The sequence below is a fragment of the Streptomyces sp. NPDC029956 genome, from assembly GCF_055574655.1.
Genome location: NZ_JBVHZJ010000021.1, coordinates 85,572 through 99,000 on the forward strand (window position 1 = coordinate 85,572; position 13,429 = coordinate 99,000).

8 protein-coding genes and 1 pseudogene are annotated in these 13,429 nt (G+C 72.0%); 5 read left to right on the forward strand and 4 right to left on the reverse strand.

The features are described from left to right. Positions 1-254 precede the first annotated feature (254 nt). Entirely contained in the window at positions 255-1,250 is a 996-nt protein-coding gene (locus ACZ4XX_RS19005; protein ID WP_383584480.1) for an ADP-ribosylglycohydrolase family protein, read from the reverse strand. A 253-nt stretch (positions 1,251-1,503) separates the two neighbouring features. On the opposite strand from ACZ4XX_RS19005, the gene ACZ4XX_RS19010 reads away from it, so the two are divergent. The 3 genes from ACZ4XX_RS19010 to ACZ4XX_RS19020 all read left to right on the forward strand — a co-directional run bounded on the left by ACZ4XX_RS19010 (position 1,504) and on the right by ACZ4XX_RS19020 (position 8,847). Then, on the forward strand, positions 1,504-2,232 hold the full coding sequence (locus ACZ4XX_RS19010; protein WP_468509003.1) for a VIT1/CCC1 transporter family protein: 729 nt from the start codon (positions 1,504-1,506) through the stop codon (positions 2,230-2,232). A 596-nt stretch (positions 2,233-2,828) separates the two neighbouring features. Then, entirely contained in the window at positions 2,829-7,394 is a 4,566-nt protein-coding gene (gene gltB / locus ACZ4XX_RS19015) for a glutamate synthase large subunit (protein WP_468509004.1), read from the forward strand. Then, the gene (locus tag ACZ4XX_RS19020) at positions 7,387-8,847 is read left to right on the forward strand and encodes a glutamate synthase subunit beta (RefSeq protein ID WP_468509005.1); all 1,461 of its coding nucleotides are present in this window, start codon (positions 7,387-7,389) and stop codon (positions 8,845-8,847) included. The genes gltB and ACZ4XX_RS19020 overlap by 8 nt, the downstream gene beginning before the upstream one ends. A 171-nt stretch (positions 8,848-9,018) precedes the next feature. Here the strand turns inward: ACZ4XX_RS19020 and ACZ4XX_RS19025 are convergent, their stop codons facing one another. From ACZ4XX_RS19025 to ACZ4XX_RS19035, 3 genes are read right to left on the reverse strand one after another with little or no spacing between them, the layout of a single operon-like run. Next, entirely contained in the window at positions 9,019-9,918 is a 900-nt protein-coding gene (locus ACZ4XX_RS19025) for an alpha/beta hydrolase (protein WP_468509006.1), read from the reverse strand. Continuing rightward, complete coding sequence (locus ACZ4XX_RS19030) at positions 9,915-10,637, reverse strand: SDR family NAD(P)-dependent oxidoreductase (protein WP_468509007.1); 723 nt, start codon at positions 10,635-10,637, stop codon at positions 9,915-9,917. The genes ACZ4XX_RS19025 and ACZ4XX_RS19030 overlap by 4 nt, the downstream gene beginning before the upstream one ends. Further along, positions 10,634-11,761: an LLM class flavin-dependent oxidoreductase gene (locus ACZ4XX_RS19035; RefSeq protein ID WP_468509008.1), complete on the reverse strand. Its 1,128-nt coding sequence runs from the start codon at positions 11,759-11,761 to the stop codon at positions 10,634-10,636. The genes ACZ4XX_RS19030 and ACZ4XX_RS19035 overlap by 4 nt, the downstream gene beginning before the upstream one ends. Positions 11,762-11,857: 96 nt before the next feature. On the opposite strand from ACZ4XX_RS19035, the pseudogene ACZ4XX_RS19040 reads away from it, so the two are divergent. Continuing rightward, a pseudogene (locus ACZ4XX_RS19040) lies at positions 11,858-12,433 on the forward strand (helix-turn-helix transcriptional regulator); the annotation flags it as partial. A 122-nt stretch (positions 12,434-12,555) separates the two neighbouring features. Further along, positions 12,556-13,275, forward strand: coding sequence for a vWA domain-containing protein (locus ACZ4XX_RS19045; RefSeq protein WP_468509009.1), 720 nt, complete (start codon positions 12,556-12,558; stop codon positions 13,273-13,275). The last annotated feature ends 154 nt before the right edge of the window (positions 13,276-13,429 follow it).

Below are 13,429 nucleotides of genomic sequence, written 5' to 3' on the forward strand. Positions count from 1 at the left end.
GTCCGGGGCGGGCGGGACGGTGTCCGCTGGCGCAGGGAAGGCGTCCGCAGCGGGCGGGAAGGCGTCCGGGGCGGGCGGGACGGTGTCCGCTGGCGAAGGGAAGACGTCCGCTGCGGGCGGGGCGGTGTCCGCGCGGGGCGGGGCGGTGTCCGCGGCCGGCAGGATGGCGCCTGCGGTGGACGGGAAGGTGTCGGCTGCGGGCGGGAAGGCATCCGCGCGGGGCGGGAACGTGTCCGTCGTCGTGTCTCCGCTCATCAGGATTCCCCCTCCGGGGTCAGAAGGTCCGCCACGTCCAGGACGTGGTAGCCGCGCATCGACGGGAGGCAGCTGCCCGTGACCGGGGTGATGGCCGAGGCCCACTCCTCGGGGATCGACCGCACTCCGCCGGCCGCGCCCGCCAGCGCGCCCGCCACCGCCGCCGTGGTGTCGGCGTCGCGGCCCATGTTGACGGCCGTCAGGACCGCCGTACGGAAGTCGCCCCGCGCTGCCGCGAAGGCGCCGAACGCCAGGCCCACCGCCTCCGGAGCCAGGTCCGTCCACGGGTAGCCGCCGATGACGACCGCCGAGCGGACCTGGCGCTCGCGGGTCAGCGGGTCCGGCTGGACGCGCTGGGCGGCGACCACCGCGCGGCGCAGCGACCGGGCCGTCCACGAGTCCATCGGGACGGCCGAGAGGGCCGCCGCGATCACCGAGGTCACCCCCGCTCCCGCCATCGCCGCCGCGACCCCCGCCGCGACCGCCTGGCCGCCGTAGATGCCCTCGCCGTCGTGGCTGACGCTGCCGTCGATCGCGACCAGCCGGGCCGCCTCCGCCGGGCGGCCCGCCGCGAACACGCCGAACGGCGCCGCCCGCATGGCGAGACCGTCGCTCCAGGCGTGCCGGTGCTGGGCGGAGATCGGCGCGGCGAGGCCCCGGCGGAGGTTCTCCAGGGTGCCGCGCTCCGAGAAGCCCGCACCGCGGAACGGGCCTTCGTCGAGATCGGCGATCCAGTGGTGCCAGGCCCGTTCGACGTGGTGGACGGTGAGGGCCGAGCCGTGCCGGGCGAGGAGCAGCGCCGAGAAGATGGCGTACTCGGTGTCGTCCGTGCCCGCCGGGCTGTCCGTCACGAAGCCCTCGATCCGGCCCCAGCGGCGGCGGATCTCGGAAGGGCGCATGTTCTCGGCGGGCGCGCCGAGCGCGTCGCCGACGGCGAGGCCGAGGAGCGCCCCTCTCGCCCGTTCGCGCGTATCGCATGCCGTGGTGGTCACCATGTCCGTGGCCCCTTCCTCGGTGGGGGCGCATCGACGGCGCCCCGATGCCTGGATCTGTGCCACGACGGACCGGGAACTCGCCGAAGAAACGTCTCTGTCACCCGCCTGACACCTCGCCAGAACCCGGTTCACGCAGCAAGGCACGCCTTAGTAAGTACGGCCTGCCTTGCTGGCGCGCCCCTTACATCGCGCGTATTTTCGAGGGAGTTGGGGCGGCGGGAGCAACCCGGCCCGCCGGAACGAGGGGAGAGCCATGTCCATCATCGAAGCTCAGGCGTCACTGCACGAGGCCCACCGCGACAACCACACGCACCGTGACGTGAACGGCGGTTGGCTGCGTCCGGCGGTGTTCGGCGCGATGGACGGACTGGTCTCCAACCTCGCCCTGATGACCGGCGTCGCCGGCGGCGCGGTCTCCACGCAGACCGTCGTCATCACCGGACTCGCGGGGCTCGCGGCCGGCGCCTTCTCCATGGCGGCCGGCGAGTACACCTCCGTCGCCTCGCAGCGTGAACTCGTCCAGGCGGAACTGGACGTCGAGCGGCGTCAGTTGCGCAAGCACCCCATCGACGAGATGGAGGAGCTCGCCGCGCTCTACGTCTCCCGGGGCGTCGAGCCCGCGCTGGCCCGCGAGGTCGCGATGCAGTTGTCGAAGGACCCCGAGCAGGCCCTGGAGATCCACGCCCGTGAGGAGCTCGGCATCGACCCGGACGACCTGCCGTCGCCGATGGTCGCCGCGGTCTCGTCCTTCGGCTCCTTCGCGCTCGGCGCGCTCCTCCCCGTGCTGCCGTTCCTGCTCGGGGCGACCGCCCTCTGGCCGGCCGTGCTGCTCGCGCTCGTCGGGCTCTTCGCCTGCGGGGCGCTCGTGGCCCGGGTGACCGCGCGCGGCTGGCTCTTCAGCGGTCTGCGTCAGCTGGTCCTCGGCGGCGCGGCCGCGGCCGTCACGTACGGGCTCGGCATGCTCCTCGGGGCCGCGCTGTAGCCCGCCCGCGCTGCGGTCCGCCCGTACGGACCACCCGGCCCCGCACGCATGCGAGGCCGGGTACGGAATCCGTACGAGGCCGGGTACGGAATCCGTACCCCCACAAAAGACCGAGAGGCTCCCCAAAGGGGCCTCTCGGTCTTTTCGGGGCGCTTTTTCATGACAGAAGGGGCGTATCGGCTGTGACGTATATCCCTGGTCCGATCCGCCGAAGCGATGAGACACTATGCACGACGCCACATATGTAGCCGGTTACTCGGCGGTTTCGAATCCGTGACCAACGGGAATGAGGCATGAGCGTCGCTGGGCAACGAAGCCCATGCAGCGACGGGTCGCCGACGACCCGGAGATCCTCCGGATCGCCTCGATCCGCCCCCGCGGGGCAGACCTCTGACCTCGCAGACCACAGGTGAACCCACACCACCGCTCCGTATCGGTGGTGTCCGCATGTTGGAATGCGCTATCCACTTAGCGAGAAACCAGCCATCATGTAACCTGCACGAAATTTCGCGGAGGGCCAACGTCGTCCCTCGGCAGCAGCTCCCCCAGACGTGGTCTGGGAGGTGCCCCCAGCCACGACGACGACGGGAGAGCCGATGCGTTCCGACGCCTGGTCGCCCATGGACGGTCGCCCTGCTCCGCAGGGGATGTACGACCCCCGTAACGAACACGACGCCTGTGGTGTCGGGTTCGTGGCCACCCTCACCGGTGTAGCCAGCCACGCGCTGGTCGAGCAGGCGCTGACCGTACTGCGCAACCTCGAGCACCGCGGCGCCACCGGCTCCGAGCCCGACTCCGGTGACGGCGCCGGCATCCTGCTCCAGGTCCCGGACGCCTTCCTCCGCGAGGTCGCCGGATTCGAGCTCCCCGAGGCCGGCGCGTACGCCGTCGGCATCGCCTTCCTCCCCGAGGACGGCACCGACGAGACCGTCGCGAAGATCGAGGCGATCGCCGCCGACGAGGGCCTGAACGTCCTCGGCTGGCGTGAGGTCCCCGTCGCCCCCGAGCTGCTCGGCGCCTCCGCCCGCGCCACCATGCCGGTCTTCCGCCAGCTCTTCGTCGCCGCCACGGCCGGCGACGCCACCGGCATCGCGCTCGACCGCAAGGCCTTCGTCCTGCGCAAGCGCGCCGAGCGCGAGGCCGCGACGTACTTCCCGTCGCTCTCCGCCCGCACCATCGTCTACAAGGGCATGCTGACCACCGGCCAGCTGGAGCCCTTCTTCCCGGACCTGTCGGACCGCCGCTGCGCCACCGCCGTGGCCCTGGTCCACTCCCGGTTCTCCACCAACACCTTCCCGAGCTGGCCGCTGGCCCACCCGTACCGCTTCGTCGCCCACAACGGTGAGATCAACACCGTCAAGGGCAACCGGAACTGGATGACCGCCCGCGAGGCCCAGCTCGACTCCGCCGTCTTCGGCGAGGGCTCGCTGGACCGGATCTTCCCGATCTGCACCCCGGACGCCTCCGACTCGGCCTCCTTCGACGAGGTCCTCGAGCTGCTCCACCTCGGCGGCCGCTCCCTGCCCCACGCGGTCCTGATGATGGTCCCGGAGGCGTGGGAGAACCACGAGACGATGGACCCGGCCCGCCGCGCCTTCTACCAGTACCACTCCACGATGATGGAGCCCTGGGACGGCCCGGCCTGCGTCACCTTCACCGACGGCGTCCAGGTCGGCGCGGTCCTCGACCGCAACGGACTGCGCCCCGGTCGCTACTGGGTCACCGACGAGGGCCTCGTCGTCCTCTCCTCCGAGGTCGGCGTCCTCGACATCGACCCCGCCAAGGTCGTCCGCAAGGGCCGCCTCCAGCCCGGCAAGATGTTCCTCGTCGACACCGCCGAGCACCGCATCGTCGAGGACGACGAGATCAAGGCGGCCCTCGCCGCCGAGAACCCGTACGAGGAGTGGCTGGAGACCGGGGAGATCGAGCTCTCCGACCTCCCCGAGCGCGAGCACATCGTGCACACCCACGCCTCGGTCACCCGCCGCCAGCAGACCTTCGGCTACACCGAGGAAGAGCTCCGCGTCATCCTCGCGCCGATGGCCCGCACCGCCGGCGAGCCCCTCGGCTCCATGGGCACGGACTCGCCGATCGCGGCCCTGTCCGCCCGCCCGCGGCTGCTCTTCGACTACTTCACCCAGCTGTTCGCGCAGGTCACCAACCCGCCGCTGGACGCCATCCGTGAAGAGCTCGTGACCTCGCTGCGCTCCTCGCTCGGCCCCGGCAGCAACCTCCTCGAGCCCACCTCCTCCTCGTGTCGCAGCGTCACCCTGCCGTTCCCGGTGATCGACAACGACGAGCTGGCCAAGCTCATCCACATCAACGCCGACGGCGACATGCCCGGCATGAAGGCCGCGACCCTCTCCGGCCTCTACCGGGTCTCCGGCGGCGGCGACGCCCTCGCCGCCCGCCTCGACGCCATCTGCGCCGAGGCCGACACCGCCATCGAGGGCGGCGCCCGCCTCATCGTGCTCTCCGACCGGCACTCCGACGCCGAGCACGCGCCGATCCCCTCGCTGCTGCTCACCGCGGCCGTCCACCACCACCTCATCCGCACCAAGCAGCGCACCAAGGTGGGTCTGCTCGTCGAGGCCGGTGACGTCCGCGAGGTCCACCACGTCGCCCTGCTCATCGGCTACGGCGCCGCGGCGGTCAACCCGTACCTCGCCATGGAGTCCGTCGAGGACCTGGTCCGCGCCGGCACCTTCATCGAGGGCCTGGAGCCCGAGCAGGCCATCCGGAACCTGATCTACGCGCTCGGCAAGGGCGTCCTCAAGGTCATGTCCAAGATGGGCATCTCCACCGTCGCCTCCTACCGCGGCGCCCAGGTCTTCGAGGCCGTCGGCCTCGACGAGACCTTCGTCGCCACGTACTTCAACGGCACGGCCACCAAGATCGGCGGCGCCGGTCTCGAGGTCGTCGCCAAGGAGGTCGCCGCCCGCCACGCCAAGGCGTACCCCGTCTCCGGCGTCCCCTCGGCGCACCGCCTCCTGGACATCGGCGGCGAGTACCAGTGGCGCCGCGAGGGCGAGCCGCACCTGTTCGACCCGGAGACCGTCTTCCGCCTGCAGCACGCCACGCGCAACAAGCGGTACGACATCTTCAAGCAGTACACGGACCGGGTGAACGAGCAGTCCGAGCGCCTCATGACGCTCCGCGGCCTCTTCGGCTTCACCTCCGACCGCCCCGCGATCTCCGTCGACGAGGTCGAGTCGGTCGCCGAGATCGTCAAGCGCTTCTCCACCGGCGCCATGTCGTACGGCTCCATCTCCCGCGAGGCGCACGAGACCCTCGCCGTCGCCATGAACCAGCTGGGCGCCAAGTCCAACACCGGTGAGGGCGGCGAGGACCCGGACCGCCTCTACGACCCGGCCCGCCGCTCCGCGATCAAGCAGGTCGCCTCCGGCCGCTTCGGCGTCACCAGCGAGTACCTGGTCAACGCCGACGACATCCAGATCAAGATGGCCCAGGGCGCCAAGCCCGGCGAGGGCGGCCAGCTGCCCGGCCACAAGGTCTACCCGTGGGTCGCCAAGACGCGTCACTCGACGCCCGGCGTCGGCCTCATCTCGCCGCCGCCGCACCACGACATCTACTCCATCGAGGACCTGGCTCAGCTGATCCACGACCTCAAGAACGCCAACCCGGTCGCCCGCATCCACGTGAAGCTGGTCTCCGAGGTCGGCGTCGGCACGGTCGCCGCCGGTGTCTCCAAGGCCCACGCGGACGTCGTCCTCATCTCCGGCCACGACGGCGGCACGGGCGCCTCGCCGCTCACCTCGCTCAAGCACGCGGGCGGCCCCTGGGAGCTCGGCCTCGCCGAGACCCAGCAGACGCTGCTGCTCAACGGCCTGCGCGACCGGATCGTCGTCCAGACCGACGGCCAGCTCAAGACCGGCCGCGACGTCGTCATCGCCGCGCTGCTCGGCGCCGAGGAGTTCGGTTTCGCGACCGCGCCGCTCGTCGTCTCCGGCTGCGTCATGATGCGCGTCTGCCACCTGGACACCTGCCCGGTCGGCATCGCCACCCAGAACCCGGTCCTGCGCGACCGCTTCTCCGGCAAGCCCGAGTTCGTCGTCAACTTCTTCGAGTTCATCGCCGAGGAGGTCCGCGAGATCCTCGCCGAGCTGGGCTTCCGCACCCTCGAAGAGGCCGTCGGCCACGCCGAGCTGCTCGACACCAGCCGCGCCGTCACCCACTGGAAGGCGCAGGGTCTCGACCTGGAGCCGCTCTTCTACGTGCCGGAGCTGCCCGAGGGCGCGGTCCGCCACGCCCTGATCGAGCAGGACCACGGTCTGGAGAAGGCCCTCGACAACGAGCTGATCCAGCTCGCCGCCGAGGCCCTCAACGCGGCCTCCGCCGAGGAGGCCCAGCCGGTCCGCGCCCAGGTCGCCATCCGCAACATCAACCGCACGGTCGGCACCATGCTCGGCCACCAGGTGACGAAGCGCTTCGGCGGCGCCGGCCTCCCGGCCGACACCATCGACATCACCTTCACCGGCTCGGCGGGCCAGTCGTTCGGCGCCTTCCTGCCGAGCGGTGTCACCCTCCGCCTGGAGGGCGACGCCAACGACTACGTCGGCAAGGGCCTCTCCGGCGGCCGTGTGATCGTCCGCCCCGACCGGGGCGCCGACCACCTCGCCGAGTACTCGACGATCGCGGGCAACACGATCGGATACGGCGCGACCGGCGGCGAACTCTTCCTCCGCGGCCGCACCGGCGAGCGCTTCTGCGTCCGCAACTCCGGTGCCCTGGTCGTCTCGGAGGGCGTGGGCGACCACGGCTGCGAGTACATGACCGGCGGTACGGCGGTCGTCCTCGGCGAGACCGGACGCAACTTCGCGGCCGGCATGTCAGGCGGTGTCGCCTACGTCATCGACCTCGACCGGGACAACGTCAACTCCGGCAACCTGGGCGCGATCGAGGCCCTGTCGGACACCGACAAGGCATGGCTGCACGATGTCGTGCGCCGCCACTTCGAGGAGACCGCGTCGACGGTCGCCGAGAAGCTCCTCGCCGACTGGGACGCCGCGGCGGCCCGGTTCAGCAAGATCATCCCCACCACGTACAAGGCAGTGCTCGCCGCCAAGGACGCCGCTGAGCTCGCCGGTCTCTCCGAGGCCGAGACGACCGAGAAGATGATGGAGGCGGCGACCAATGGCTGACCCCAAGGGCTTCCTGACCACCGGGCGCGAAGTCGCCGAGACCCGCCCCGTGGGCGAGCGCGTCAGGGACTGGAACGAGGTCTACGTCCCCGGCTCCCTGCTGCCGATCATCAGCAAGCAGGCCGGCCGATGCATGGACTGCGGCATCCCGTTCTGCCACAACGGCTGCCCCCTCGGGAACCTGATCCCCGAGTGGAACGACTACGCCTACCGCGAGGACTGGTCGGCGGCGCAGGAGCGCCTGCACGCCACCAACAACTTCCCGGAGTTCACCGGCCGCCTCTGCCCGGCGCCGTGCGAGTCCGCGTGCGTGCTCGGCATCAACCAGCCGGCCGTCACCATCAAGAACGTCGAAGTCTCCATCATCGACAAGGCGTGGGACGCGAACGACGTCAAGCCGCAGGTGCCCGAGCGCCTCTCCGGCAAGACCGCCGCCGTCATCGGCTCCGGCCCGGCGGGTCTCGCCGCCGCCCAGCAGCTGACCCGGGCCGGCCACACCGTGGTCGTGTACGAGCGCGCCGACCGCATCGGCGGCCTGCTGCGCTACGGCATTCCCGAGTTCAAGATGGAGAAGCGGCACATCAACCGCCGCATCGAGCAGATGCGCGCGGAGGGCACCAAGTTCCGCACCGGCATCGAGATCGGCCGTGACCTGACGTCGACGGACCTGCGCAAGCGGTTCGACGCCGTCGTCATCGCCGCCGGCGCCACCACCGCCCGCGACCTGCCCGTCCCGGGCCGCGAGCTGAACGGCATCCACCAGGCGATGGAGTACCTGCCGCTGGCGAACAAGGTCGTCGAGGGTGACTTCGTCGCCCCGCCGATCACCGCCGAGGGCAAGCACGTCGTCGTCATCGGCGGCGGCGACACCGGCGCCGACTGCGTCGGTACGGCCCACCGTCAGGGCGCGGCCTCGGTCACGCAGCTGGAGATCATGCCCCGCCCGGGCGAGGAGCGGAACCCGGGTCAGCCCTGGCCGACCTTCCCCATGCTGTACAAGGTCACCTCCGCGCACGAGGAGGGCGGCGAGCGGGTCTACTCCGTCTCCACCACCCACTTCGAGGGCGACGAGGACGGCAACGTCCAGTTCCTCCACCTCATCGAGGTCGAGTTCGTCGAGGGCAAGCTGACCCAGAAGCCGGGCACGGAGCGCAGGATCCCCGCCCAGCTGGTCACGCTCGCGATGGGCTTCACCGGCACGGACGTCGAGAACGGCCTGGTCGCCCAGTTTGGTCTGGACCTCGACGAGCGGGGTAACATCGCCCGAGACGCGGACTTCGCCACCAACGTCGATGGCGTGTACGTCGCCGGCGACGCCGGCCGCGGTCAGTCGCTCATCGTCTGGGCCATCGCCGAGGGCCGCTCGGCCGCCCGGGGCGTGGACCGCTTCCTGACCGGAGCCAGCTCCCTGCCGGCTCCGATCCGCCCGACGGACCGTTCGCTGATGGTCTGATCCGGCCGGATCACCCCGAGAACGTCCCGTACAACGACGTACGGAACTGAGCGCGGCGCCCCCCGAATGTCCCCGACCGGACGACTGGGTGGGCGCCGATGCGCGTCCGGACGCGGGCCGCCGGTCAGCCGACCGGGCCGGGGAGGATCCCTCGGCCCTCGGCCAGGGCTCTCACCGCGAGACGGTCCTCAGCCACGCCGCCGCCCCGTCCAGTGCCGCGTCCGCCTCCGGCAGCACGCCCCTGCCTGCCAGGAAGCCGTGGAACACGCCCGTGTGCAGGTGGACCTCGGTCCGGGTGCCCGCGGCGGAGAGGCGGCGGGCGTAGGCGAGGCCCTCGTCGCGCAGGGGGTCGCAGTCGGCGAGGACGAGGAGCGTCGGCGGGAGGCCGGAGACGTCGGGGGTCAGGCCGGGGGAGGCCGCCGCCGGGTCGTCGCCGGGGGCCACGTACTGCTGCCAGTACCAGCGCATGTGTGCCGTCGTGTGGAAGCAGCCCTCCGCGAAGTCGTGGGCCGACCGGCTCTCCAGGCGGTGGTCCAGGGCCGGGTGGACGAGGAGCTGGGCCGACAGCGGCGGGCCGCCTCCGTCGCGGGCGCGCACGGCCGCCGCCGCTGCCAGGTTCCCGCCGCTGCTGTCGCCGGCCACGACCAGCGGGCGACCCGGATACCGGCCGGCCGCCCATCCCAGGGCCGTGCACACGTCGTCCTCGGCCGCCGGGAAGCGGTGCTCCGGTGCCCGCCGGTAGTCGACGGAGACGACGGTGGCGCCGGTACGGGCGGCGAGCGCGCGGCACGTGCGGTCGTGGGTGTCCAGGTCGCACAGGACCCAGCCGCCGCCGTGGGCGAAGACGACCACGAGGTCCTCCTGTCCCTCGTAGAGCCGTACGGGAACGCCGTTCGCCGAGGCGGACGTCGCCGGCGGCATCTCGCCGAGGTGGGCCCGTGCCGCCGCCCTCAGCGCCTCCGCGCCCGCCTCCGGGCGCGGGAAGCCCGCCGACATCGCGTCGCAGAGCGCGCGGGCGGCCGGGGTGAGGGGGTCCGGGCATCGTGTGTCGGTCGTCCCGGTCGTCGTCATGCGGTGAGGCCTCCGTCGATCGTGAACTCGGCGCCCGTCACGTACGACGACGCCTCCGAGAGCAGGAAGGCGACCAGCTCCGCGACCTCCTCCGGGCGGCCCATCCGGCCGAGGGGGACGTGCGACCAGTCGTGCGTCGCGACCGCCGCCGTCATGGGGGTGTCGACGGCGCCCGGGTGGACCGAGTTGACCCGGACGCCGTACGGGGCGAGGTCGCGGGCCGCCGAGCGGCTCAGGCCCCGCAGGCCGAACTTGCCCGCCCCGTACGCCGCGTGGCCGGGGAGGCCGACCCGGCCCGCCGTGGACGACACGTTCACGATCGAGCCGCCGCCCGCCACGCGGAGCGCGGGCAGCACGGCCTGGATGCCGAGGAACGGCCCCAACAGGTTGACCCGGAGGAGGAGTTCGATGTTCTCGTACGTCTCCGACTCCACCGGGGCGGTGCGCCAGAGGGCCGCGTTGTTGACGAGGCCGTCGATCCCGCCGTACGCGGTGACCGCCGTGTCCGTGACCGCCCGCCAGTCCTCCGCCGACGTCACGTCGTGACGGACGAAGACCGCCGCCCCGCCGAGGTCCGCCGCCACCGTCCGGCCCTCCTCCTCCCGCACGTCGGTGAGGACCACACGTGCCCCGGCCGCCACCAGGAGCCGGGCCTCGGCGGCGCCCTGGCCGCGCGCCGCGCCCGTCACGATCACGGCCTTGCCGTCCAGGGCGCTCACGCGGCGGCGTCCAGGGCCCGGAAGTGCGGGAGGACCTTCGTGCCCCACTGGCGGATGGTCTCCAGACAGGCCTCCTGCGGCACGGTTCCCATCTGGATCAGGCACATCACCTCGTCGACGCCGATCTCCCGGAGCCGTTCGACGTACGCGATCGCCGTGGCGGCGTCCCCGTACGCGTGGTCGGTGTTGTAGGTGCCGGTGTCGACCGGCCGGGCGGGGACGTTCGCCTCGTGCAGTCGGGCGATCAACCGGTCCCGTTCGCGGGCGAGGGCGCCGGCGTGGTCCTCGTCCTCCGCGTAGCCGGTGGGCGCGGGCGCCCCGCCGTACCAGTGGGCGATCGACTCGGCGAAGAAGCGCTGGCCCCGGGTGCCGAGCCGGAGCGCACGGTCGGCGTCGTCCAGGACGACGGTCGGGCAGAGGGCGGAGAAGTGGTCGTTGGCCTCGGTGGAGACGAACCGCGACCCGTCCCGCGCGGCGAGGGCCCCGTCGTACACCGTGCGCATCGCGCGGACGTCCTCGGCGCCCGCGAAGCCCATCACCAGGGCTCCGATGCCGAGTTCGGCCGCCTGTCGGAGCGACGCGTGCTGCGAGCAGGCCATGAAGAGCGGCGGGTGCGGGTGCTGGACCGGGCGGGGCAGGATCGCGCCGGGGCCGATGTCGAGCGAGCCGTGCCACTCGAACTCCGGCTCGCGCCATGCGGCGGCGAGGATCCGCAGGGCCTCCTCCGTCTGCGGCCCGGTGTCCTCGGGGCGCACCCCGAACATCCGCATCTCCTGGCGGGTCGCGCCCCGTCCGGCGCCGATGTCGACCCGGCCGCCGGAGAGCACGTCGAGCATGGCGGCGCGTTCGGCGACCCGGACGGGGTGCTGGTAGCCGAAGGGCATGGTGACCACGCCGTGGCCGATGCGGATGGTGCGAGTACGGGCGGCGACCCAGGTCAGGAAGATCTCGGACGCGCTCATGTGGGCGTACTGGGTGAGGGAGTGGTGTTCGACCGCCCAGACCCGGTCGAAGCCCATCTCCTCGGCGAGGAGGGCCTGTTCGACGCAGTCGTGGATGACTCGGTGTTCGCGGGCGGGTGTCGGGTCGACGAGCTGTGCTTCGAAGATCATGGAGAACTTCACGGGGAGCTCCTCCCGGAGAGGACACAGTGACTATGCCTAATCGAAATACTTCTAGCAGGCATAGGTGGGGGAGGGAAGGGCCGTAGACTGCCGACCGTGGCGGACGAAGAGACCGCGCCGGTGCTTCCGGCGACCAGCTGGGCCGTGCTCGGACTGCTCTCCTTCGGGCGGGAGTTGTCCGGCTACGACCTCAAGAAGTGGTCCGACCGGTCCCTGGGGCTCTTCTACTGGAGCCCGTCGTTCAGCCAGATCTACAGCGAGCTCAAGCGCCTGGAGAAGGCCGGATACGCCGGCTCTCGGCTGGTCGCACCGGAGGCCGGCTCGCGCGACAAGCGCGTCTACCGGATCACCGACGAGGGCCTCGCCGCCGTCCGGCTCTGGGCCCGCACCGCCCCGCTCGACCCGCCTGTCCTCAAGCACGGGCCGATGCTCCGGCTCTGGCTCGGCCATCTCCTCGAACCCGAGCGGATGCGGGAGGTCCTCGCCGCGCACCGGGAGTACGCCGAGACCATGCGGCTGCGCGCCGAGGCCGACGCGGCGGACGCGTCGGCGGACGAGGCCTGGGCGTACCCCCGGCTCACCCTCACCTGGGCCCAGCGGTACTACGCCGCCGAGCGGGACCTGGCCGACGCCATGCTCGTGGACATCGAGCGGCTGGAGGGGCGGTCGGGGGCCGAGCCGATGGACCCCGACCAGGTGGACCGGGCCGGCCGGGTGGACCGGACGGACCCGGCGGACCCGGCGGACCGGGCAGACCTGGTGGATCGGACGGAGCTTCCGGAGGGGGAGAGTCCATGGCGCTGAGCCTGCGGAAGGTCGAGGAGACCGCACCCGCGCTCGTCAGTCTCTACAAGCAGGCGGGCGAGTCGCTGCGACGCCACGGGATCGACGGGCAGCGCGTCGCCGTCTACCTCGTCGTCGACTACTCGGGGTCGATGAAGCCGTACTACTCCAGCGGCGCCGTCCAGGCCTTGGCCGACCGGGTGCTGGGGCTCTCCGCGCAGCTCGACGACGACGGGCGGGTGCCCGTGGTCTTCTTCTCCACCGACATCGACGCCGAGACCGAGATCCGGCTGGACGACCACGCCGGCCGGATCGACCGGATCGTCGCCGGGCTCGGGCACATGGGCAGGACCAGCTACCACCTGGCCATGGACGCCGTCATCGACCACTACCTCGACAGCGGCTCCACCGCGCCCGCGCTCGTCGTCTTCCAGACCGACGGCGGGCCGGTCAACAAGCTCGCGGCCGAGCGGTACGTGTGCAAGGCGGCCCGGCTGCCGATCTTCTGGCAGTTCATCGGCTTCGGCGACCCCGGAAGCCGACAGTTCGAGTTCCTGCGCCGGCTCGACGAGCTGGACGTGCCGGCGAGGCGGCCCGTCGACAACTCCGGTTTCTTCCACGCGGGTCAGGACCCGAGCCGGGTCCCGGACGCGGAGCTGTACGACAGGCTCGTCGCCGAGTTCCCGGTCTGGCTGGCCGCGGCTCGACGGCAGGGAATCGTCCGCCCGTGAACCCGGGCGTCGACCGTCGAACCCGTCGTGCCCTCCCGTCGAGCCCGTCGAGTCCCTCTCGGAGACACCTGTCGAGCCCGTCCAACCCGTCGATGCGGTGGGCCCGTTCCGGTGGAAGGCGTCCGGAAAGCGTTGGCCCACACCAGGACTGCCG